The sequence below is a fragment of the Bacteroides sp. f07 genome (genome assembly GCF_042854785.1).
In the GTDB taxonomy this organism is placed as follows: Bacteria; Bacteroidota; Bacteroidia; order Bacteroidales; family Bacteroidaceae; genus Bacteroides.
Genome location: NZ_BAABXI010000003.1, coordinates 1,159,837 through 1,185,294, shown reverse-complemented (window position 1 = coordinate 1,185,294; position 25,458 = coordinate 1,159,837). Strand labels below are relative to the sequence as shown.

Sequence of the window (25,458 nt, the reverse complement as noted above, 5' to 3'; positions counted from 1 at the left end):
TTCTTTTTATTTGGGAGACAGGGTTGTGGTAAATGTGGCGGTCTGGTTGGCGGTAACCGTTGCTTCAAAGCCGACCATATAAGTGCCCGGATTAGCCTGGTCATAAGAGTTCTCACTGGTGGTACTCCATTGCTTGTAGGTAGGCTTCACGCTTCCGCTGGCTGTGAGATACATCACTTTACTTCCGCTAGTTAGTACGATGCGGTTACTTTCCACCGTTGGAACGGCAGGCGTCACCATACACCAGCGTACTTTGGCGGATTTATCCGTTCTTGCCTTGATCTCATCCATGACCACTAAATCTTTATCGTTCACGATTTTCACGGTACGGGTAGCGGACGCAGCCTGATCGGACACTACTTCTGTCAGATCGAAAGTGGCTCCCAATTCCGTAGCAGTATTGATGGTAGTAGTCAGAGTAGCCGCCCCATTTACCCGGTGACGGGCGTCATTGATTGAAATCGTGCTATGATTCAAATTATTCAAGCGGAATACATCCCAACGCATCGAGTTCTGTCCCATATCCCAAAGATTACCACCCAAACCGGCTAATACCGATTCGAGCGTTGTATAACTTTGCAGACCGAAATCCATCGACCAGCGCACTCCATACGCATCGTACACAAACGAACCGGCATCCATGTGTCCGTGACTCGAACCTGCCTTGCCGCCTTTGATTCCGAGGTATTTATCCGTATCGGTATACGTCCAATCGGTATGTACCATCACCACGGGCGTTTCCCCTTTTCCACTCCATAATTTATTGGAAGGAGCGGAGATCGCGTCCAGGTTCAGATTATTGGCAAACGCCATAATCATCGGTAACAGGCGATTTTCGGCACAGGAAGCGTATTCGCCGTTCTTCAGCATTTTCAGCTCATTATATAATAAGGACGGATTACTGTATTTATCGGCAAACCACCACGAAGCCAATGCCGCAGTAGAGGAGGGGGCACAGTCGGAATAATTAAAGAACTTGCTGTTCAAGCCTGTCATATACAGCATATACTCTGCCGTCTTGGAGAATCCCGGTGTATCAGAAAGCCCGTTATCCGTGCCGAGCGTACTGTCGAGGGCGGCAAGCATCAATACCTGATAAAGCGTGCCGTAACACCAGTAACCGCTGCCCTCCGGATAATTGCCGTCGGGAGAATACATCACCTCCAATGCAGGTTTATTGGATTCCAGCGCCTTTTCAATCATGTCCTTTGCTTCAGAAGGATTGTTTTCATAAGAAGCCAGTGCCGCACAGACCAGTCCGCCATTGCAGACCTGGTTCCAGTTGTTGGTGGCTTCGTAGAAGTTGAGGTTCCAGTTCTTATCCTGTGCTTGTTGGAAGGCAAACTTCAACAGTGCGTTGGCCGCTTTCGTACGGGTGGCTGCGCTTAGTTCGTTGTAGAGCCAGTCGTAACCGAACGCAACTGCCGTAGCCATTTCGCCCACATCAAGAAAGTGGCGTTTCGAGTTCCAGTCGGGAAAGTTGCAGACAGCGTTCATATCCGTTTCCGCTTTAGTCAGGTATTTGGCATCACCAGTCATCCGGTAGGCATAAGCGCAGGTGAAAATACGCAGCAATGCATCACGGGACACATCGAGGATACGTTTGTTGCTGGCATCCAATTTATAAGTCAGTGCCGTGGCGTTCATCCCTTTGCTGTTGCATACACCCATAATGGTATTATGTAGCAAGGTCAGATTGGCACTCGAATTGGCATCTACTTTGGCTTTCAACGCAGTGAAAGCCTCGGCGTTCATCAACAGGCGAGGATGATTATCCGCGGTCAGTTTGGAATAATCCAGTCCACCCTCCGGCTCTGTGGGATTCGGTTTCTCATGGGTAGATCCCGGACGGAATCTGTTCTCATCTTCATCGGAACAACTAACGGCCATTCCCACAAAGAAAGCTATGATGATTGTTTTAAAAAGAATCGTTTTCATGGTTCAATGAATTTATTTGTATTACTACTTCAAAGGAATAAGTCGTACTTTCAGTTGCACGGCACGATTGGCAGGAATCACCGTCTCAAAGCCAACGCGGATCGTTCCCGGATTGCGGAAATCATATTCATGCGGGGGCACGTTCGACCAGGTTTTCATTTCTACTTCCGTATCAGTATCTACCGTCAGCAGCATCCGTTGGCCGTCTTTGGTCAATTCCATCCGATTTTTACCCGTTATTTTAGCTTCTGCCGGAGTGACCATTATCCAGGATACGGCAGCTTCCTTGTCTCCCGTCTCCAACCGGTCGGTCACTTCCAGGTGGTCTTTCTGATCCAATATCACGGTGCGGACGGCTTTCTTCACACTGTTGGCAAACACACCCGACAGGTCTACTTCCGCCCCTTTCTGTTTCTTCGACTCGAAAGTACGGGTGATCGGAGCATTGCTCTCTACCAAATGCCGTTCGCCGTTAATTGTCAGGGTGTTGTGAGCGATATTGCTTAGCCGGAATACTTCCCATCGTTGTCCGTTCTGCGACATATTCCACAGGTCTACTCCCTTACTTTCGAGCGTGATGTAACTCTGCATACCCAAGTCCATTGCCCAACGCACCCCGTCTCTCTCGAAGATAAACGAACCGGCATCCATGTGCGCATGAGAGGTAGAAGGCGAACCGCCTTTCACTCCCAGATAGGTATCTTTCTTGCTGTCCCATCCGCCACGGTAGATAAACACAGGCGTATCTCCGCGACTGAACCAGAAGTTTTTCTTCGGCTTGCCGATATTCTTCAAGTCGAGCTGCGAACAGAACACCATCAGGCTGGGCAGTAAACGGTCTTCGGCAAACGGCATATCCGGCCGGTCGAGATACTGACGTTCAATCCACAACAGAGAAAGGTCTTTCGCTTTGCCTGCAAACCAGAACATCATCATATTACACTCCGCCTCTACCGGAGAATCCGAGAAACAGAAACAGTCTCCGCCCGGAGCCGTCATATACTGCATGAAACGGGCAGACTCCATGAAGCCGGGGGCTTGGGAGAGCCCATTGTCTGTGCCGAAAGCACTTTCGAGCGCAGCAATGAGCATTACCTGAAAACTCGTCCCGTACCCCCAATATCCGAACCCTTCGGGATAACCTCCGTCGGGGCCATAACCTACCATCGCTTTCGGATTTGTCTCCATGCATTTCTCTATGATGCCTTCCGATACTTCCGGAATCTCTTCAAAAAGAGCCAGCGCGCCATACGCCAATCCACTATTACATACAGAATTCCAGTTATTCTTGGCTGTATAGAACCAGGCATGACGGGTGTTCTTTGCCGCATCGAACCCTTTTGCGACGATTGCTTCGCGCACCATCCGGCGGGTGTCGGGCTGCAAAGAGTCATACAGCCAGTCATAACCGATAGCCAATGCCATTACCATCTCACCCACATCCAGAAAATGAGTGGGGTTCCAGTCGGTGAAACGACTGACGGCCAGCATCTCCTGTTCCGCACGAAGAGCGTATTTCTGATCTCCCGTCATACGGTAAGCGTAGGACAGGTAATAGATACGCTTCAGCGCGATGCGCGAAATCGCCAGCAGGCGTTTACCCTCTTTGATACGTTCCACAGGCTGTTCCGTAAGTGTCCGGTCGCAAAGTTCCATGATCCGCCGATGAACAGCGGCCAACGGGGGATACTCCGCAATGGCTTTCCTGATGGCTTCTTCTCCTCCTGCCGGTAATAACAACCGGGGATGAGGTGCTATCTTGCCATAATCAAACTGTTGCGCAACTACACCTGTGCAACCGGATACAAAAATGAGTAATAGTAAAAGTATTTTCTTCATCCTTATTCAAATCTTTATGATTAATATGCCCAACCGCTTCGTTTAGTCAGGTTCGGGTTCTTTTGCGTTTCAGAGATAGGAGCAGTCCACGGCCACATAGATTCGGCATAATACCAGTTATACTCTACCAGTTCGCCCCACCACGACTTGCCGCCATTCACGTCTTTCCCCTGGAATTTGGTTTCTTTATAGGTTCCCCAACGTACTTCATCAAAGAAGTTGATTCCTTCGAGGCAGAATTCCACACGACGTTCATAGCGTATCCTTTCAAGCATGTCTTCTTTTCCGTTCACTGCGCACGGGCCGCTTCCACCCTCTGTCAGTACAGGCATATGGGCACGGGTACGTACTTTATTCACCAGACGGATGGCTTCTCCTATCTGATCGGTCTGCGCCAATGCTTCGGCATACTGCAACAGTACATCGGTATAGCGAATCAACGGCCAGTCGGTATGGCAACGGCTCCGGCTAATCAAACGGCCTTTCTCAAACTCGTTGTACTTGCGATAGCAATAAAAAGCAGAAGTACGTTTATCGAGCCAGAAGTCTCCGCCATTCGTGCCCTGTTCCTTCAACGGCCAACGGAGTTGTTTACCGATCTGGTTGACATCCCCTGCATAATTAGGTTTGTAGCAGTCCACCGGCACATAAGGAGTGACGACGGTCTGTTGCAGACGCGGGTCACGACTGTCATACGCCTTTTTGATACGGGCTTCATTGCCGCTGTTCAGGTAATATTTCTGATAAATATCTTCACCTACCCGTTTGATAAGCGCATTCTTCTGTGAGGACATGGATTCCAGCCCGTCACGGCAGAAGAAGACTTCACGCTGTTTCGGAGTCAGCAAGTCCCAGTCTTGCAGGCCGTCTACTTCCGACCATTTGAAGTCCGATCCGTCCGCGTTCTTATAGTAGTCCACAAAGTCTGCGGAAGGTTTTATTTCCGTCCAGCCATCATACGTATCGCGAGCACCGGTCATTTGCTGAATGTTATCACAATAACCGGTTTCTTCGCTGAACTGGAGCGAGAAAATCATTTCTTTATCCTTTTCGTTTTCATATTTGAAAAAGTCGGCATATTCGCCTGTCCACAAGCCATAACCGCACGTTTCCACTTCTTTGAAATCGTTGCTTGCTTCCTTGTATTGCTTCTTCCACATATATATCATACCACGCAGGGCATAAGCGGCTCCTTTAGAAGGACGGCCGTAGTTTTCATTCAAGGTGTTATTAGGAAAGTCGGGATTATTGATGCAATACGTCAAATCATCCAGAATCACTTGCCATACTTCATCCGCAGATGACTGTGCACGAGTACAGTCTTCGTTATTGATAGGCTCCAGATAAACAGGGACACCCTGATAGAGCATATTCAGACGATTGTATGCCCAGGCACGAAGAAAACGGGCCTCGCATTGATAACGCGCCAGTTTATTAGCGCCCATATCCGCTTTATGCAGATTGGCAATCGCATCATTACACGCATGGATAATGGTGTAACAGAACTTCCATTCATACCACACCTGAAAGTCATTGGCAGGTTTGGTAGCCAGCGAAAGCAGTTCCACCGGATAGTTATTGGAATAATAATCGGTCGCGAAACTCATGGCTTCGATTCCCTGACGGTTCAGTCCGTCGGCGCGGCGAAGCTGGGTGGAGGAGAGTTGGGTGGCATAGAACGGATAGTAGAGTCCTGCCATTCCCTTGTCGGCAAGCTCCTCCGTAGTCCACATGTTTTCACTTGCGATCTGGTCTTCCGGCGCCACATCGAGAATATCCATGCAGGAGGTAGCAGCCAGCGCCATCGTTAAAATCATTAATATCTTTTTCATATCAGATTCTGTTTTTAGTTCTACATCATTAAAAGGTAATCTGTCCGCCAAAAGAGATCTGGCGCATCAACGGATAACCGATGGCAGTTCCTATCTCCGGATCGAGTCCCGGATAGCTGGTAATCGTCAGGATATTGTCCATCGACACGAAAGCACGGAGCCTGCTAACAAAGAACTTGCTGGAAATCCGTTGCGGCAACGTATAGCCGATCTGGATATTCTTCAACTTGAAGTAGTCGCCCTTATATTCGTTCCAGTCGCTCTGGATTCTGTTGTTATAGGTAGTACCGTATGTCAGACGGGGATATTTGCCCGACTGGTTGGTGCGCGGATCGTCCGGATTGGAAGGATCGAAGAAGTAATGGTTATCGGCGATATGCTCGATAATGCCATATCCGTGGCTGACCAGTGTCGAGTTGTAGTAATCCGTATTCCAGTTGAGGTAATGCCCGAAAGCTCCCGACCATAACATAGAGAAATCAATGTTCTTGTAAGAGAAAGCACAATTGAAACCCAGGTTGAATTTGGGGACACTGGTGTGTCCGGAGAAATCCCGGTCGTTGGTATCACCGTAGTTCATATCACCGTTGCTGTCGGCATAGAGAATGTCACCATACCAAAGCTGGTCTTTGGCAACCGTCTTCATTCCTCCGAACGAATAACCGGAGTCAATCATGGCCTGCACCCATACCATATCTTCTTTCGTACGTATCATTCCGTCCTTCGGTCCCGCATGGATATCCACCGCACCGCCGGTATAGCCTTCACCGGAACCTCTGTACACCTTATACATATAGGTTTCCCCCAGTTGGCGGCCTTCGCAGATGTAACCTCCGAAACCGGATTCGGACACATCACTGAAGTTATTGACATAGCTGACTTTGTTTCCCTGCGCATCATACATCCAGTACTTCTGGAGTTCGCCTTTGAATTTCATTACCTTGTTGGCATTGAAAGAGAAGTTCATGCCTACCCGATATTCGAAATCTTTGCCGATGCGGTCGTTCCAGTTCAGGGTAAATTCAACACCGCGGTTGCGCACTTCACCCAGATTTTCGGGAGCAGAGCCTACGACACCCATCGAAAGATAGAGTTCGGGATGGTAGAGAATGTCCGAAGTATATTTATTATAATAGTCTATTTCACCCGTCAGGCGGTTGTTGAAGAAGCCGAAATCAAGTCCGATGTCGGTGGTGGCGGTACTTTCCCAATGCAGCTTGTCGTTGCTTAGTTTTTTGCGTACCAGTCCTTTGGTTCCTTCACCATCGATTACGACATTGCCTGTGGCGTAGTTTGCCTGCCAGTCGTAGTTGCCCGTAGAGTTGTTTCCTGTCTTTCCCCAGGAAACACGGAGTTTCAGGTTAGAGAGATAGTCCGATGCTCCCTGCATGAATGATTCTTCCGAGATACGCCATCCGCCGGAGAATGAGGGGAAATATCCCCAACGCTGGTTCACACCGAAACGGGAAGAGGCATCGGCACGAAGGTTGGCTTCAAAGAGATAACGTCCTTTATATCCGTAGTTGACACGGCCGAAATAAGAGAGCAGCCCCCATTTGGCAGGCGATGAGCTGGAAGAGCTGACGAGCGTCTCATAGGTGCTTAGTTCGTTCAGCGTCCAGTCCGTAGCGCCTTTACGGGAAACAGCAAAGCTCTTGCTGTAATATTCCTGTGCGGAATATCCGAGCAGTGCGCCCAGATCGTGGTCTTTCTTAATGGTTGTATTGTAGCGCACCAATATTTCGGCACTCTGACGCCAGGTGCGTGCGCTCGTATTGGTGATGGAAGCGTTCTCCAATGCGCTTTCGCTGACACGCTGGTCGGTGACGTAGTCCCAATAACCATTCTGGCGGCTATAAGAAGACTTGTCAGTGAATGTCGGCGAATAATTGAATGTACCTTCAATGTTGAGGCCTTTATAGGGCGTGATAATTCCGTAGACTGAAGCATTGAGACGCCATACGGTATTGAAACCGGTGGCTCCCGCCATCTGACCGAAGATATTATTGGCATTGGAAGATTCTTCGCCGGCCAGTGCGGCACGTCCCCAATAGTTCGGCTCGCCGGGATATACGCCCGGAGTAGTCTGATAGAGATACTTGAATCCGTTGCTGATATTAGCCATTCCGTAATCCTGTTTTTGTCCGTAAAGGCGGGTGCCGACGGTCATCCATTTCACAATCTTGGCTTCCAGGTTGGTACGGAAATTGATTTTCTGCGTACTTGAGTCAAGGTTCCAGCGGTTCATGACTCCCTGATTGTCGAGATAGCCCAATGAGAGCATGTATTTCACTTTCTCCGAACTGCCGGAAACAGACAGGTTGTGCTCCTGCGAATATCCGGTGTCGAATACTTCATCGAACCAGTCAGTGTTGGGATAGGCCACGTAATTGGGTACTCCGTACTCGTTCAACCCGTTGGGATCGGCAGAAGCAGCCCGCCAACGGTCGATGCTTTCCTGTGAGAAGATACCTTTGGTGTTCACATTGTCGCAAGCCTCGTTCACCAGTCCCATATAACGAGCATAATCGCTTACGAAAGAGAGGTTATTGTAAGGCATCTGCACGACTCCCGAATAAGAATAGGAGATTTGCGGTTTGCCTTTCCCGCTTTTGGTGGTGATAAGAATGACTCCGTTGGCGGCGCGCGTACCATAAATAGCTGTGGAGGCAGCGTCTTTCAGTACGGAGATGCTTTCGATGTCGTTGGGGTTCACATTGTCCATACTCCATTCGATACCGTCCACCAGGACTAATGGGGAATTGGTATTGAAAGTACCGTTACCGCGGACGCGGATGGTGGCACCGTCCGAACCGGGTTGTCCTGAAGCCTGCGTGACGTTCATACCGGCGGCAAGTCCCGAAAGGGCCGAAGAAACACTCATGATGGGACGTCCCTCCGTTTGGTCGGCAAAGTTGATGGAAGTCACGGAGCCGGTCAGATTCACTTTCTTCTGTACACCGTAGCCCACTACCACTACTTCATCCAGCACTTTCGTTTCCACTTTCATCTGTACATCGAGTTTCGTACGCCCGTTCAGGGGAAGCGTGGTGGTCTGATAACCAATGTAACTGAAAGAAACGGAAGATTTGGCAGAAGTTGTTTTTAAAGTGTAGTGTCCGTTCAGGTCTGTCAGGACACCGTTCATTGTACCTACCTCAACAACGGAAACACCCGGCAGGGTTTCTCCATTCTCATCGATCACTACTCCACTTACCGTAACAGATGTTTGTGCCCACACCACATCCGTCAGTAAAAAGAGCAAAGCCAATAAAAATAATAGATAATGCTTCTTTTTCATTTTATTAGATTTAATGAAACAATTAGGTTGTTAAATACTCACAGTGCAAAGAAATGGGATATTTAGCCAATCTAATAATACTGTTTAGGCGATTGATGCCACTAATTAATAAAATTCGGAGGAGAATGGAAAGGAAAAACAATCTTTTAAGAATTCGACTAGTTTTTATCAGAAAATGACTAGATAATTTTATTCCATATTTAAAAATAGGTTGTATTTTTGCCCGATACCTAATAACTATTCGTCGAATATCTAATAAAAACAGTATGAAAAAACATTTTCTACTTCTTATTTTATCACTTTTATTCCTGCCGATTGCACAAGGCAAAGTAAAACTTCCTGCAATGATGGGAGATCACATGGTACTTCAACAGAACAGTTCCGTTAAGTTATGGGGTTGGGCAGACGGTAAGAAAGTAACTGTCACCACTTCGTGGAACAACCGGACTTATCAGGCATCTACGGATAAAGACGGGGCCTGGCTGGTGAAAGTAGACACTCCCGAAGGGGGGTATACTCCTTATTCCATTACTATCAGCGACGGAACTCCGGTCACTCTCTCGGATATACTGATAGGAGAGGTGTGGATCTGCTCCGGACAGTCGAATATGGAAATGCGTATGATGGGAAATACGGCACAACCCATTGACAACTCACTTGAAACGTTGCTGAATGCAAGTAACTACCGTGACCGTATCCGGTTTATCACCGTACCGAAAACAAAAGAGACAAAACGCCGCACGGATTTTGAGAAAAGAAAATGGGAAGTATCGTCACCCGAAACCACGATTGACTGTAGTGCTGCTGCCTATTTCTTTGCCCGCCAACTGACAGAGACACTTCATCTCCCTGTGGGACTGGTTATCAGCAGTTGGGGTGGTTCACGAATCGAAGCATGGATGGACGAACAGACTTTGGGTGCTATCGAGGGTATGGACATGGAAGCCGCCAAAAGCCCTAAACGGGATATACACCAACGTCTGGAATGTTTGTACAACTCAATGTTATGGCCTGTTAAGAACTTCACGGCACGTGGTTTCATCTGGTATCAGGGAGAATCGAACATATCCAACTACCAATTCTACGCACCAATGATGACTGCTATGGTACAACTATGGAGAAATGTGTGGGAAGCGCCCGATATGCCTTTCTATTATGTGCAGATTGCTCCTTACAAATATGAAAACAGCCGGAATACAGGTGCCGCCTTGCTGCGTGAAGCACAAGTGGAAGCACTGAAAACAATCCCTAATTCGGGCATGGTGCCCACTACGGATATCGGTGATGAATTCTGCATCCATCCGCCACAGAAAGATGTAGTAGGGCTTCGGTTGGCTACGCTTGCATTGACTAAAACATACGGTATCCGCCGATTGCCATCCAACGGCCCGATGATGACCAAAGTAGACTATGCAGACAAAAAGGCCATAGTGACATTCGATAATGCATCTGCGGGGTTGTTCCCTACTTTCTCCGAACTGGAAGGATTCGAGATTGCGGGAGCGGACAAGAAGTTCTATCCGGCGAAAGCAAAAATTGTAGGACGTACCAACACGGTAGAAGTGTGGAGTGAAGAGGTGGCACAGCCGGTTGCCGTGCGCTATGCTTTCCGTAATTATGCAGGGAATATCACTCTGCGGAATACTTTCGGATTGAGTGCTTTCCCATTCCGCACAGATACGTGGGATGATGTGAAATAAAGGCTTCTATAAAAGGAGTAATCAACCTGTTTACAGGAGCTATATATCCAATCTGTTGGGCATATATGCCCTGCGTGTTGGGTATATAGATCCAACGTATTGGACATATAGCTCCAATACACAGGATATATAGCTCCTGCAAACAGGGGATACAAAGAAAGGAAATTATGAAACGATCCATCTTATCCATATGTATATTGCTGGCATCGGTTTCTCTGGTCTTCGCCAATATCTACAAGAAATATGACGTTAGATCGGGGTTATCGGGCAATTGTGTCCGGAGCATCCTTCAGGATAGCATCGGATATATGTGGTTTGCAACACAGGACGGACTGAATCGTTTCAACGGCATCGAGTTCACCAACTACGGACATTCGTCAGAAAACGGTGGAAACAGTTATATGAATATAGTAACGATCTGCCGCCATCAGGATAACAATCAGATTTGGGTAGCCAGTACGGAGAAGTTGTATTTATTCGACTCGCGGGAGGAGAAGTTCTCCGTATTCGATAAACAGACGGAAGACGGGGCGACAGTCAACAGTACTTTCGGAATGGCTTATGACAATGACGGGCAGCTATGGATTGGGACAACCAACGGATTGTTCGTCTACAACGAGAAAAAAGGTACCTTGAAGCAGTATCTACATTCTCTTTCCGATCCTCATTCATTGCCGGACAATCACGTGTGGGTAATCTACAACGACTCATTCGGGACTATCTGGATAGGCACCCGGAATGGTTTGGCGAAATACAACCAACGGACAGACAATTTCACTGGGTATATATCCGAGGACACCTCTTTCGGACGTCCTGCCTGCAACGAGATTATCTCTTTGATGGAAAGTTCGCAGGGAGTATTATGGGCGGGCACATGGTACGGCGGACTGGCACGTTTCAATAAGGAGACAGGGCAATTCCGCTATTACTTCGGAGAAGGGGACACGCTTACCATCCCACGTATCCGCACCTTGTTTCAACGGACGGCCAACTCTTTCTATCTCGGCTCCGACGACGGGCTTTATACATTCAACACCACGACAGGAGAGTGTCTGCCCACCGACGACGAACAAAATAAAGAAAGTATCTATGCCTGTTATCAGGATAGGGAAGGGGGAATCTGGATCGGGACTTATTTCAGTGGAGTGAGTTACCTGTCTCCCAAGCATAAGGATATCGAGTGGTATTATCCCAATGGTACGGAAAATTCTCTTTCGGGAAATGTTATCAGCCAATTCTGCGAAGATCCCGACGGAAACATCTGGATTGCTACCGAAGACGGGGGACTGAACCTCTTTGATCCCCGCACAAAGAAGTTTAAAAACCATCTGTTGAGAAGCAGTAACCCTAATATCGGTTATCACAATATCCATGCACTATTGTACAATGAAGGAAAATTGTGGATTGGCAGTTTCTCCCGGGGATTATATATCTTGGATATTCAAACGGGAAAAATGAAAAACTATCGCCATAACCGCGCAAATCCACATTCAATTCCTAACGATCATATCTACTCCATCTATCAAACGAAGGATGGCAGCATTTATCTGGGAACGCTCTCCGGATTCTGCCAGTATGACCCGAAAAGTGACTCTTTCCGGACATTGGAACCTTTAAGCCATATCTTTATCTACGATATGGTTGAAGACCAACATGGGGATTTATGGCTGGCAAGCAAAAGGGACGGTATCTGGCGTTACAACCGCCAAACCGGCAAATTGCACAACTATCGCAACGATCCGGCAAATCCTGATTCTCCTTGTAGCAACTGGGTGATACGTGTATATATCGATCACAAACAACATCTGTGGTTCTGTACCGAAGGTGGTGGCATCTGCCGTTATCACTATCGGGAGGACCGTTTTGAAAACTTCTCCACCAAAGAGAATCTGCCGAACAATATCATCTATGGCATACTGGACGATCAATCGGGTAACTATTGGCTTTCTTCCAACAGGGGGCTGATCCGGTATGAGCCGCAGAACAAACGGGCACAGCTCTATACCATCGAGGATGGATTGCAAAGCAACCAGTTCAATTTCCGCTCTTCCCTGCAAGCCAGTGACGGGAAATTCTATTTCGGTGGGGTGAACGGGTTCAATAGTTTCTATCCGTTCAAGTTATCTATTAATAAAGTAAGACCTACGGCGTCTATCCCGGCGGTATATATGCACAGCCCCGATGACAAGGTAAGCCTTAGCAAGCGTATACCTGCCCTTAGCGGACAGGTAACGATTCCTTATCAGGTGGTATCGTTCGACATTACATTCGAAAGTCTTAGTTATGTAGCTCCCGGCAAGAATTTATATGCCTACAAACTGGATGGTATTCACAAAGAATGGATATACACGGATAAACATAACGTATCTTTTCTCAACCTGCCTCCGGGTGAATATACTTTCCGTGTGAAAGCCAGTAACAACGATGAATATTGGAGCAATGACGACTGTTGCCTGCACATTGAAGTGCTTCCTCCACCCTGGAAGACCATTTATGCCAAGATTTTCTATCTGTTGGTGACTTGTGGGCTGTTTTATCTTCTGGTTCGGTTGTACTTGCGTAAGCAACAAGCCGTAAAGCAAAGAAAGATGAAAGAAATGGAACAAATCAAGAATCAGGAGTTGTTCCAGTCAAAAATTACATTCTTCACTCAGGTGGCGCATGAAATCAAGACTCCGGTAAGTCTCATCAAAGCCCCGCTGGAAGCGATCTTGGAAACACACGAATGGAACAGTGAAGTAGAAAGCAACCTGTCTGTGATACGAAAGAACACCAACCGGCTGATGGAGCTTATCAAACAATTGCTCGATTTCCGCAAAGTGGACAAGGAAGGTTATACGCTTTCATTCAATGAAGTGGATATCAACCGGATGATAGAGGACATCATCGACCGTTTCCGTGCCATCTCCCTGACTGGAATATCTTTCAGCGTCTCTCTGCCGAAAGAACATCTGCAATATAATGTAGATCAGGAGGCGCTGACTAAAATTGTCAGCAACCTGTTGACAAATGCCATGAAATATGCCCGTACCCGCATTATGGTAATTATGGACGAGCATCTGTCTTCCGAAGGGCGCACGCTCTCCCTGTGTGTGCGTGACGACGGTCCGGGCATTCCGCAAGAGGAGTGCAGCAAGGTTTTCGAACCGTTTTATCAGGTAGGAAATACAGGAAACAACGGATCGGGAGTAGGAATCGGATTGAGTCTCGTCAAATTGTTGGTGGAGAAGCATAAAGGAAAGGTCTATATCAATCCCGGCTATACGGAAGGATGCGAGGTATGTGTGGAAATTCCATATTTGGAGAAAAGCATCTCTGTCAGCCCTTCCATCACTTCCATGCCCGACAAGGTTCCCGCTCCGGAGGAAGAGGGCGAACCTGCCGGTTACTCTCTTCTGGTAGTGGAAGACACAACGGATATGCTGGAGTTTCTGGCTAAGAATCTGGGAAATACCTATACCATCCATACAGCCACCAATGGCAAGGAGGCCTTGGAATGTCTGGAGACAACGACAGTAGATCTTATCATCAGTGATATCGTCATGCCACATATGGACGGATTTGAATTACTAAAGTCCATCCGTTCCGACAATATGCTTTGCCATATCCCGTTTATCCTGCTTTCGGCACTCGACAGCATCGATTCGAAAATCGCGGGTCTTGACTATGGCGCGGATGCTTATATTGAAAAGCCTTTCTCGCTAAGCCACATGAAAGCCACCATCAATAATCTGCTGGAGAACCGGCGTATGCTGTTCAACCACTTTACAACGGTACCAAATATGTCATACGACCAGACATTAATGAACAAAACAGACGTGAAATGGCTGAACACGATTAATGAAATCATTACCCGCAATTTCACCAATGAAGAATTTACCATCGATAAGATGGCGGAAGAAATGGCTATCAGCCGTTCCAACTTACAACGCAAGTTGAAAGGACTGACCGGAATGCCGCCCAATGATTATATCCGGTTGATACGTCTCAAAACTGCAGGAGAACTTCTGCGTGAAGGAGAATACCGGATCAATGAGGTTTGTTTCATTGTAGGATTCAATAATCCTTCGTACTTTGCCCGTTGCTTTCAGAAGCAGTTCGGGATATTACCGAAAGATTATGTGAAGAAAGGAAGCTAGCCTTGCCACATTTTTGTTCTTATCTTATGTATTATACGGGGAAAAACAAAAATGTGGCAAAGCTAATAATCAATCATTTAACCCTCAAAATACTCCTGTTTTAAGAGAAGTTTACAAAAAACAACAGGGTGTTTTTGCATTTTTCTGCGAAGAAACTGCATTTTCTGCATACGGCCCTATCTATCACTATATTATATCCCTATTTCTCTCATGTACTTCTCCTCAAACCTTCCTTTCAGCCAATATCCGTTTGCACTTGTGTGACTACCGGGACAGAGTTGAGCAACCATCCGGATACACAAGTGCAACCGAGCAGTTGCCCAAGTGCATTTAATGAATATATATGGTAGAGTTGGTTAACAGACAGGAAGAAATCATTAGTCCATGTAGAAGAAACCATTAATGCTGCCTGATGAACAAATAAAAATATCCTATAATTTATCGAATGAATACGGTAGAAAAATACTCATAAAGAACGTGTTGAATAATTGTCTCCACTAAAAAGTATATGACGGATTTATAGATTACCCTAGAATGTAAATTGTTAATATACAAATGCTTATGTTTCAAATTCAAAATATGATGTATATTTGATGTGTCGTTATCAGAGGGTAGACGCAAGAATTGAAAGCTTTGTAGGGGAATGATTTTAGGCTCTGTCGGTATATGAATCTATTTTTGTGTCGAAACATCTGATTCATTAACTTTAAAATCTTAGAAGATGATAAAACATGTAGTATTGTATCTATTCCTATTATCTTGTACCTGCCTGGCACAAGCGCAGGATTTCAAAATCAGCGGAAAGGTTTTCGAAGAAGAGACCGGAATGGGACTAATGGGAGCTGCGGTAGTTATTGAAGGAACTACCAACGGAACTCAGACAGACCTGAGCGGTTCTTTCTCTCTCACGGGCGTAAAAGCCGGAGATAAACTCGTCGTCAGTTTCATCGGAATGAAAACGGAAATTATTCCTATTACCAACAAAAGCCGTTCAAGCGAAATCATCGTTCATCTGAAGAATGACAATTATCAATTAGACCAGGTGGTAGTTACCGGATACGGTACGGCACGCAAAAGGGACTTGACAGGAGCCATTGTCTCCGTATCAGGCGAAGAACTTAAAAACGCGCCTACTAATAATGTAATGTCTTCCCTGCAAGGGAAAATACCGGGACTGATGGTGACCAATTCCGGCTCGGCAGGTGCGGAACCGGATATCAAGATTCGCGGTATAGGAACACTGAATGCCAGCAGTAATCCTCTATATGTAGTGGACGGCATGTTGATGTCGGATATCAAGTTTCTTAGCAACAGCGACATCGCCAGTATGGAGATTCTGAAAGACCCTTCATCTCTTGCCATCTTCGGAGTACAGGGAGCGAACGGAGTAATTATCATCACAACGAAACGTGCCGAAGGAGAGAAAACATCTGTTACTTACGATGGCTATTTCGGCGCACAAACCGTATGGAAGCGCGACCGGGTAAAGCTGACTAACGCAACGGACTTCACCATGCTCTACAATGAGATGTTGCAGAACCAGGACCCAAACGCTGCTTCATGGGTGCCCGACATGCTGGGCACGGGAACCGACTGGCAAAGCAAAGTATTAAGAGAAAGAGCAATGATTACCAATCACAACCTGACGGTATCCAAATCCGGGAAGAACAGCAAGTCTCTATTATCAGTCGGCTATTACAAGCAGGACGGTGTACTGAAATATAATACTTACCAACGTTTCAACGTACGTTTCTCACAGGATTATGACATTACCAAGAATCTGAAAGCAGGGGGAAATATCAACCTCTCGCAGATGGATAGCAAACCTGCTTCTGCCCAAATCCAGAATGCCGTCATGGCGCTCCCTACTTATGTACCTTATGCTCCGGAAGAAGATTACGACCCGGAAAACTTGGGTTCGCTCTATCATCCGTCTGCCGATATACAATCTAACGTGAACAATCCGGTAGCTCAAATGGAGCTTTACAAGGATACGGAGAAATATCGTGACTACCGCATCATCGGTAACATTTACGGTGAATGGAACTTCTTGAAAGATTTTACGTTGAAAGCAACCGGATATATGGATATCGGGCTCTATCGGGGCGAACAGTATACACCGCGCTATGACGTGAATAACTCTACCAGCCATTCTGCACACAAAAATGACATTACCAATTTCTATCGCAAAAGCGATGAGGGCCGTACCTTTCAGGCAGACTTCCTTCTGAGTTATAAAAAGATGATAACCAATCATCGCATCGACGCAACAGTGGGATATACGGCACGCAAAGCCATTAGTGAAGGTTTCAACGCCAAAGTAGACAGTCTGGCCAATGGTATGAATATAGTACCCAATGATCTTTGGATGCTTAGTATGGGATCCGTCAACCGTGTTTCCGCAGGCGACTGGTGGAACGAGGAGTCTTTCATCTCTTACCTTGCCCGTGTGAACTATGCATACAAAGACCGTTATTTACTCACCGCCACTTTCCGTGCCGACGGTTCTTCCAAGTTTTCACCGTCTCATCGTTGGGGATATTTCCCATCTGCGGGCCTAGGTTGGGTAATCAGTGAAGAAGCCTTTATGGAGCCATTGAAGAAAGTGGTGGACTTTGCCAAGTTAAGAGTAAGCTGGGGTAAACTGGGAAATGACAAGATAGGAAACTATCTCTACTATCCGACCATCAACCCGAAAGGGAAACAAGTCATCATCAACGGAGTGACGCAGTTTATTCCTACCCTTAGTTATGATATCGACAAAAACATTCATTGGGAAGTCATGACAGGTATTGATGTGGGTATCTCCGCACAGCTTTTCAACAACCGTCTGGGCATGGAACTCGGTTATTATAGCAAAACTACCGATGACTTATTGGCTTATGTATCACCCTCTTCCTCAATAGGCGCAGGCTATGCCATTACCAACGCCGGCTCTATCAACAACAAAGGATTCGAATTCAGCCTTTCATGGAAAGACCGGATAGGGAATGTGGACTATGGTATCAATGTCAATGGCGCCACTTTAAAGAATAAAGTAACCAAACTGGGTGATAATAACTCGGACATTATTTCAGGAGATTATCATCGTACCTCCGTAGGGCATCCCATCGGCTCTTATTATGGCTACGTACAGGATGGAATCTTCCAGACACAAGAAGAAATTGACAATTATTACCCAATGACATGGGAGGCAAAACCTGGCGATATCCGCTACAAGGATTTAAACGGTGACGGAAAAATCACCGATGCTGACCGTACTTATCTCGGCAGTCCGATGCCTACTTTTACCTATGGATTCGGTTTTATGCTGGGCTATAAGAATTTTGATCTGAACATAGACTTTAATGGTGTAAGCGGCAATAAGATTTTGGATTTGAAGAAAACCGTATCTTGGACGACAACCAACTTTTACGAGAAAAGTCTGCAAAGATGGCACGGCGAAGGAACTTCCAATAAAGAACCTATTTTAGATAAATCACGTGGCCACAACTACCTTTCTTCGACCAATCTGCTGGAAAATGGTTCCTATCTCCGTCTGCGCAATGTGCAACTGGGATATACACTGCCATCATCAGCCATCAGCAAATTGGGGATATCCGGTTTGCGTGTCTACGTAAGCGGACAAAATCTGCTGACTTTCAAACATAACACCGGATATACACCGGAAATAGGAGGAAATGCTCTGCAAGGAGGTATGGATCAGGGAGATACCTATCCATTACCATCAGTGTATACCGTAGGCTTATCCATTAACTTTTAAGCCAACATCAGTTGAGTAAGTGACTCACCCAATCAACCGTTGAATTAAATAAATTATATCATTAGAAATATCAACGAATTATGAAACGAATTACTTATATAATAGCAATATTGTTCGCCTGTACCTCTTGCAGCGACACCTTCCTCGACAATGCGCCGAAAGGTAAATATCACGAAGGCAATTATGATATGAGTACCGCACAGGAACTTCTCGTCCTCGCCACGCTAATGGACGGCTACAATGTATTCGCCCAACAGACCTGGCCCGTGACAGCCATGCAATGTCATACTACGGACAACAGTCATCCCGGAGGGCCTTCGGGCGACGGTGGTGTAGACTTCAGCCAGTTTCCTACCATGTCATTCACACCGGCCAACAGTATGTTTAATACCTATTACTCGCTTCAATTCACCGCCATCACCAAAGCCAACGAAGCCTTGCAGATGTTGAAAGACATAGAAGAAGCCAACGGAGAAACAGCAGAAACCAGACAGTACAAAGCCGAAGCCTATTTTATCCGTGCGGCAGCATACTTCCGGCTGACACAGGCATTCGGTGCAGTTCCTTACGTAGACAGGGTAATGGGAAAGGATGAAGCAATAGCCGACCAGCTTAGCGCAACCGTTATCCGCAACAAGTATCTGCCCGAACTGATCGGAGTGATAAACGACCTGCCTACCCGCAAAGAAGCAGTCAGCTCGGGAAACATCGGACGTGCCACCCAAAACGCTGCCCGTGCCATTATCGCCAAAACTTACCTGTATGAAAAGGATTACGACAACTGTCTGACCTACACCGGACAAATCATCAGTTCCGAGGATAATGACCTCTCCACTCCTTACGCGGAAATGTTCTGGGAAGAGAACGAATTCGGCCCCGAATCTGTCTGGGAAATCAACGCCGACTACAAACCGGACCAAAACATCTCTATCATCGGCGAAAACAACCAATGGTGCCTGATGAACGGTGTACGCGGATTCCCGAACTTAGGCTGGGGACATAATGCACCCAGCGAGAACCTGATGAACGATTACGAAAGTAACGACCCGCGTTTCGGCGCTACCGTACTGGAGAACGGTGAAAATGTGGATGGCGACATCATTGTGGCAAGCAACTACCAGTACTTCAACAGGAAAGCCTATTGCCGGAAAAGCGAACGTTCGCTCTACGGACGTGCCGACTGGTGTTATGGTTACTGGAGCAATCTTCGTATCATCCGTTATGCCGACATCGTACTGATGCACGCCGAAGCTGCCTGCGAAGCCAATAACCTCGATGAAGCGAAGAGAAAGTTGGAAATGGTAAGAGCCCGCGCCCGTAACGGTCAGCCGGTTTTGCCCGAAATAAAGACTACCGACAAAGACGAATTAAGAGAGAAAATCCGTCACGAACGCCGCATCGAACTGGCGTTGGAATTTGAACGTTATTTCGACCTGGTACGCTGGGGGATTGCCGAAGACAAGATAGCCAACTTCGTTGTCGGCAAACACGAGGTATTCCCTCTCCCGCAAACGGAAATCGACAAGTCGAACGGTAAATTGCAACAAAATCCTAAGTATTAACCGAAATCAAATAACAACTATAAATATGTCAAAGATGATATTAAATATAACCGCTGCCTTATTCTCGGCACTTATGCTGTGGAACTGTGTGGAAGATGAATCGACATTGGGCGAATCGACCGTAAACAACGACAACACCTATTCGCCGCTTATTGTGAAAGCTGCCATGAACGACCAACAGCAGAAGGTTATCAGTTATTTCTATGAAGGTGCCAATCCGTCAACCGGAATGGCTTACAACGGGTCTACAAGTAAAACGACCCTTACTACCGGTGCCACAGGAATGGGTATCATGAATCTTGTGATAGGGGTGGAACGTGGCTGGATCAGCCGTGAAGATGCCGCCGACCATATCGTAAAAATAGTCCGCTTCCTGAAAACAGCCGACCGCTTTGCCGGAGCCTGGGCACACTGGTACAGACCCGACGGCAAAATCCTCCCCTTCGGAAACCAGAATGAAGCCGGAGAAATTGTGGAAACAGCTTTCATGATGGGCGGCTTATTGACTGCCTGCGAATATTTCACCGGTAACAGCGAAGCCGAAAAGGAAATCCGCGAAACGACAAACTATTTTTGGGAGACCATCGAATGGAACCATTTCGTGAACAACGGCCGCTTATACTGGATATGGCACAAAGACACCAATACCTACGAACTGCCTTTGATAGGCTGGAACGAAACTCTATTGGTATATATATTGGCCATGGCAGCACCAGACAATCACAAAGTATCGACAGATATCTACAAAAATTGCTGGCAAGGCCGCAACTTTGCCACTCCCGGCAGAAAAACGTATGGTTACCTGATGCCATTGGGCACTGAATATGGCAACGCACTTTTCCTGTCGCAATATTCTTTCCTCGGACTGGATCCCAGAGCCATGGAAGACAAATATACCTACTATTGGACACAGAACGTAAGCCATACAATGATCAACCGCCACTACTGTATATACGAGGCTCCGAAAGAATATAAATATTCAGTATCCGACTGGGGACTGACCGCCTGCGGCGGCTGCGGCAAAAACCCCGAATACAAATCGCGCGAACCATTCAACGACGATGGTATCATTGCACCTACGGCAGCCATCAGCGCTTTTCCATACACGCCGTTCTACTCTACACAAGTATTGATGAACCTGATAAGAAATTACCCGAAGCTGAACGGTACCTACGGGCTTAACATATCCTACTGCCCTTCCGACAAATCGGTAGGAACGGAATACCTGGCAATGGAGCACGCACCGATGGCTATCATGATAGAAAACTACCGCACGGGGCTTATCTGGAAACTGCTGATGAAAAACGAGTATGTGCAGAAAGGCCTCCAACTGGCAGAAATCAGAACGACTCCCGAATATACCCCGGGATTTTATCTGGCAACTGTCAACACCGCAACCCATGTATATGACATGATGCGTCACCCCGACCGTGAAAAGTATGAAATAGACTTCTATACCAAGGCTTCGGGCAACGGACTGCTCATACTGACTAATATGAAAAACGAAGAGATTTACCGCACCAATATCGAACTGGCAGCAGGCACCAATATCATTTCTTTCTTCGACAACTCCATCCTAAGAGGAAAGAAATACACGCTCACTGTGACCGACGGTGCAAACCAGTCTTATTCTATTCCTGTAACTTTAAGATAAAAACAACGATGAAGAAATTATTGACTACTATACTGTGCTTGATTCTACTAACAGGAACTTCAATGATGAATGCTCGCCCCCCAATGCAAACTTCAATAAATACCGAAGTTCCGTCCCAACTGGTCAAGAACGAAAACGGAAGCTGGCAACTGATAGTAAACGGAAAACCGTTCATCATGCTGGCAGGCGAACTGCACAACTCTTCGGCCTCAACGACCGAGTATCTGAACAGCCTATGGGCTCCCTTGAAAACACTGAACCTGAACACGGTTCTCACCCCCATCGCCTGGGAACAGTTTGAACCGCAAGAAGGTATATATGATTATACATTGATAGACAATATGATAGATAGAGCCCGGAAGAACGGATTCAAACTGTCTGTCCTGTGGTTCGGCAGTTGGAAGAATGGAGAATCAAGCTATGCACCCACTTGGGTGAAAGAGGATACCAAGCGTTTTTCCCGCGTGAAGAATGTGGAAGAAAGGGAAATCGAAACGCTTTCCCCTTTCTGCGAAAATACCATGAAAGCAGATGCCAAAGCATTCAAAACATTGGTGGAACACATCAAAAAAATGGATCAGGCAACGGGAACGGTCATCGCCCTGCAACCGGAAAACGAAGTGGGTATCTTTCAGGATATGGACTACACGAAAGCCTCACTTACGGCATATGGGCAGGAGGTTCCTCAGGCACTTATCCAATATATGAAGAAGAACCGCAAGAACCTGCGTAAAGAATTGCTTTCCGTATGGGAGGAGAACGGAGCCAAGACTTCCGGCACATGGAAAACGGTCTTCGGAGACAATGCCTGGAGCAAGAGTTTCTGCACCACTTGGCAGTATGCCACTTACATTGATTTTGTCGCTGCCGGTGCGAAAGAGATTTATCCGCTGCCTACCTTCTGTAATTGCTGGCTGGTGCAAAAGCCTGATGACCTGCCGGGAGTTTATCCCAACGGCGGACCGGTATCCCGTGTAATGGATATCTGGAAAGCAGCCGCACCGCATATCGATGTGCTTGCTCCGGATATTTATCTGTCCGACTTCAAGAATATTGTGGCAGACTATCACCGGGCGGATAATCCGTTGCTGATTCCCGAAGCTGTGATGAAACCTGCCAATGCTTTCTGGGCACTCGGCGAACACAGCGCACTTTGTTATTCACCTTTCGGTATCGAAGACGGTGCGGATAATTTCACCTTTGCCCAGTCTTATAAAGTGCTGGATGAACTGATGCCGCTTATTTCCGAACACCAAGGCAGCAACCGCATGATCGGCGTAATGAAGATGCCGGGTGAGTCGGAACGTACAGTGACAATGGGCGATTATCAACTGTGTATCAAATACGATGCCGAAGATGCTTACGGATTGATTATCAATACTGAAAAGAATGAGTTCGTCGTTGCCGGAATCAACTTCAAGGTTTATTTCACTTCTACCGACAAAAAGAAAACGGGCTATATCAAGCAAGTATGGGAAGGCGGTTACGATACGGACGGTGAGTGGAAAGCCACCCGTTTGCTCAACGGCGACGAGACTTACCACAACGCTGTACTGATTGCCAAAGGACGTCGTACGTTTACATCGGAAAAGAGTAACAACTACAATGCCGACCACAGCGACGAGATATTTGTTTACGCACCTACTTCCTATCAGGCAGTCTGGAGTCCGGGTATATATCGTGTGACAACCTATCTACGATAAAACCAGCCTATTCATATATGAATAAGTATAAGATTAACAATCAATAATTAAAACAGTATGAAACACATATATTGTATATTTATCTCCCTTTGCACGGCTCTATTCATCTGGAGTTGCAAAGATTCCGAAGAGATAGCTCCGGCATCCCTGACTATCAACAAGAATGAATTGTCATTCACCGGATATAGAAGCACGCTCGCCGTCAAAGTAGACGCCACCCGTCGCTGGAGTGCCGTTGCTTCCGAATACTGGATTACTATAAGTCCCGACAACTATCCCGGAGTAAATAAGAGTTTTATAGCAAATGTAGCTGTCACTGTCTCCGACAACGCAACAGGCCAGCCCCGCGAAGGACATGTCACTTTTTTCCTGCAAGACGAAGAGGTAATCACCCTGACCGTTAAACAGAGTATCCAGGATGAAGGAGAAAGACCGGATGAGGAGTTTCCTATCACATGGGCCAACCTGCAATGGTGCGCCGCCAGCGTAATCAATGAGGGAGACGATTTTGAGGCCGGTTCGTGTGTTTTTGCCGACGGCATCACCAATTCTGTTGACAGTGAAACAGGAGAAGAGATTACCTGTGATATCGGTTATTCTCTTGCTGATACCGACCCGTCCGGAGAAGATTGGATATGGACTTCCTGTCCGTTTAATGGCGACTGGGGCAACAACTTCTATTATCAGGGACGTATTAAAAACCTCACTGCCGGAACCTACTTTTATACATTCCGTTTCCGCAACGGTTCGGGCCCTTACAAATATGCAGGAACAGACGGACTTTGGGATGGAGAAGCAAACATCAACGGAAAGTTTGAAGTGAAAGAAGAAGAGGAAGAACAAGAGGAATACGCAAGCATCGAAGATTACAGCCAACTATCCATCAGTTGGGCAATACTCGGTGACTGGACAGCCAAAAATCCTATCCAACAAGGAGAACAGTTTGAAACGGGCGCACAGGTATTCATCGAAGGATTAACCGACTTGGGAACAGGCACTGCCAACAAACATGTGACTTGTGAAATCGGTTACTCCACAACAAATTCCGACCCGTTGGGAGACGGTTGGACATGGCAGTCCTGCCACTGGAACGGGCAATGGGGAAACAATCACTATTATCAAGGCAAAACTCCCGAAATCCCGACTGCGGGAACATATTACTATACTTTCCGTTTCAGGATAGATGAAGGAACTTATGCCTATGCGGGAACAGACGGGCTTTGGAATGGTACAAGCAGCACCTATAAAACTTTTCAGGTAACAATGTAATTGTGTATTAGCATATATGCCGGGCTGGTTCTTTATAGTCCGGCATATATCTTTTAGATGATGAATCCGGGATTCATTCTTTCAGAATTGAGTACATCTTCATATCCACCACAACACCATTTTTTACCGCATTTTTCCTCAATGTCCCTTCTAACTCAAACCCGCATTTCTCAAGGATGCGGCAAGAAGAAGCATTATGTGCAAAAGGTTCGGCAAACAATCGGATTATATCCGTATTTTGAAAGACATATTCGCATATTTGTTTCACAGCGCTTGTACCGATACCTTGCCCCCAATAAGGCTCTGCAACGTAATATCCCACTTCGGCTGTTCTCGAATGTATGTTGCTTTGGCGGAAGGCACCTATGCTCCCTATTGCCTTATCATCAACAGTTATTGCAAATGAGAACGTACTTTCCGAATCGGCGACATTCATTGCCTGTATAAACTCCCTTGCATCATGCACTGTATATGGAAAGGGAATGCCATCCCGCAGGTTATCCAGTATATTCTTATTATTCAGTGTCTCTGCAATATCTTCTGCATCCTCTATCCGCCAATAACGTATTTTACATTCCATATTATGACTATTTTATGATTATACCTTCTTTATTTCCTGATACATCCGTAAAACTACAAAATTAATCCGGAACCGGAAGAAGAGTTGATTTATTTTTCCGGAAGAAAAAGAAGAAAAGAAACGGCTTATTGCATCTTTGATTTTTCTCTTTATCTTTGTGGTACACTCCTTGCTAATA

Annotated in this window: 12 protein-coding genes; 7 read left to right on the top strand and 5 right to left on the bottom strand. The window is 46.5% G+C overall.

Translation table 11 applies throughout. The features are described 5' to 3' along the window. Positions 1–6 precede the first annotated feature (6 nt). Genes ACGHVY_RS24110 through ACGHVY_RS24095 form a run of 4 tightly spaced genes read right to left on the bottom strand, consistent with a single transcriptional unit; the run spans position 7 to position 8,910 of the window. Positions 7–1,938, bottom strand: a complete 1,932-nt coding sequence (locus ACGHVY_RS24110; RefSeq protein WP_390602033.1) for a heparinase II/III family protein — start codon at positions 1,936–1,938, stop codon at positions 7–9. Positions 1,939–1,962: 24 nt separating this feature from the next. Further along, entirely contained in the window at positions 1,963–3,777 is a 1,815-nt protein-coding gene (locus ACGHVY_RS24105) for a heparinase II/III family protein (protein ID WP_390602032.1), read from the bottom strand. 20 nt (positions 3,778–3,797) lie between these two features. After that, positions 3,798–5,609, bottom strand: a complete 1,812-nt coding sequence (locus ACGHVY_RS24100; RefSeq protein ID WP_390602031.1) for a RagB/SusD family nutrient uptake outer membrane protein — start codon at positions 5,607–5,609, stop codon at positions 3,798–3,800. A 28-nt stretch (positions 5,610–5,637) separates the two neighbouring features. Continuing rightward, on the bottom strand, positions 5,638–8,910 hold the full coding sequence (locus ACGHVY_RS24095; protein ID WP_390602030.1) for a SusC/RagA family TonB-linked outer membrane protein: 3,273 nt from the start codon (positions 8,908–8,910) through the stop codon (positions 5,638–5,640). A 266-nt stretch (positions 8,911–9,176) separates the two neighbouring features. On the opposite strand from ACGHVY_RS24095, the gene ACGHVY_RS24090 reads away from it, so the two are divergent. The 7 genes from ACGHVY_RS24090 to ACGHVY_RS24060 all read left to right on the top strand — a co-directional run bounded on the left by ACGHVY_RS24090 (position 9,177) and on the right by ACGHVY_RS24060 (position 24,700). Continuing rightward, complete coding sequence (locus tag ACGHVY_RS24090; protein ID WP_390602029.1) at positions 9,177–10,610, top strand: sialate O-acetylesterase; 1,434 nt, start codon at positions 9,177–9,179, stop codon at positions 10,608–10,610. 167 nt (positions 10,611–10,777) lie between these two features. Further along, entirely contained in the window at positions 10,778–14,749 is a 3,972-nt protein-coding gene (locus ACGHVY_RS24085; RefSeq protein WP_390602028.1) for a two-component regulator propeller domain-containing protein, read from the top strand. 721 nt (positions 14,750–15,470) lie between these two features. Then, positions 15,471–18,512, top strand: coding sequence for a SusC/RagA family TonB-linked outer membrane protein (locus ACGHVY_RS24080; protein WP_390602027.1), 3,042 nt, complete (start codon positions 15,471–15,473; stop codon positions 18,510–18,512). Between the two features lie 80 nt (positions 18,513–18,592). Continuing rightward, entirely contained in the window at positions 18,593–20,074 is a 1,482-nt protein-coding gene (locus tag ACGHVY_RS24075; protein WP_390602026.1) for a RagB/SusD family nutrient uptake outer membrane protein, read from the top strand. Positions 20,075–20,108: 34 nt separating this feature from the next. Beyond that, entirely contained in the window at positions 20,109–21,728 is a 1,620-nt protein-coding gene (locus ACGHVY_RS24070) for a glucoamylase family protein (protein ID WP_390602025.1), read from the top strand. An 8-nt stretch (positions 21,729–21,736) separates the two neighbouring features. Continuing rightward, positions 21,737–23,431 (top strand): DUF5597 domain-containing protein, encoded by a 1,695-nt coding sequence (locus tag ACGHVY_RS24065; protein WP_390602024.1) that lies wholly within the window; start codon positions 21,737–21,739, stop codon positions 23,429–23,431. A 57-nt stretch (positions 23,432–23,488) separates the two neighbouring features. Further along, positions 23,489–24,700 carry a BACON domain-containing protein gene (locus ACGHVY_RS24060; protein WP_390602023.1) on the top strand — a complete coding sequence of 404 codons (1,212 nt, stop codon included), beginning with the start codon at positions 23,489–23,491 and terminating at the stop codon, positions 24,698–24,700. A 73-nt stretch (positions 24,701–24,773) separates the two neighbouring features. On the opposite strand, the gene ACGHVY_RS24055 is transcribed toward ACGHVY_RS24060, so the two are convergent. After that, the gene (locus ACGHVY_RS24055) at positions 24,774–25,280 is read right to left on the bottom strand and encodes a GNAT family N-acetyltransferase (RefSeq protein WP_390602022.1); all 507 of its coding nucleotides are present in this window, start codon (positions 25,278–25,280) and stop codon (positions 24,774–24,776) included. Between the last annotated feature and the right edge of the window lie 178 nt (positions 25,281–25,458).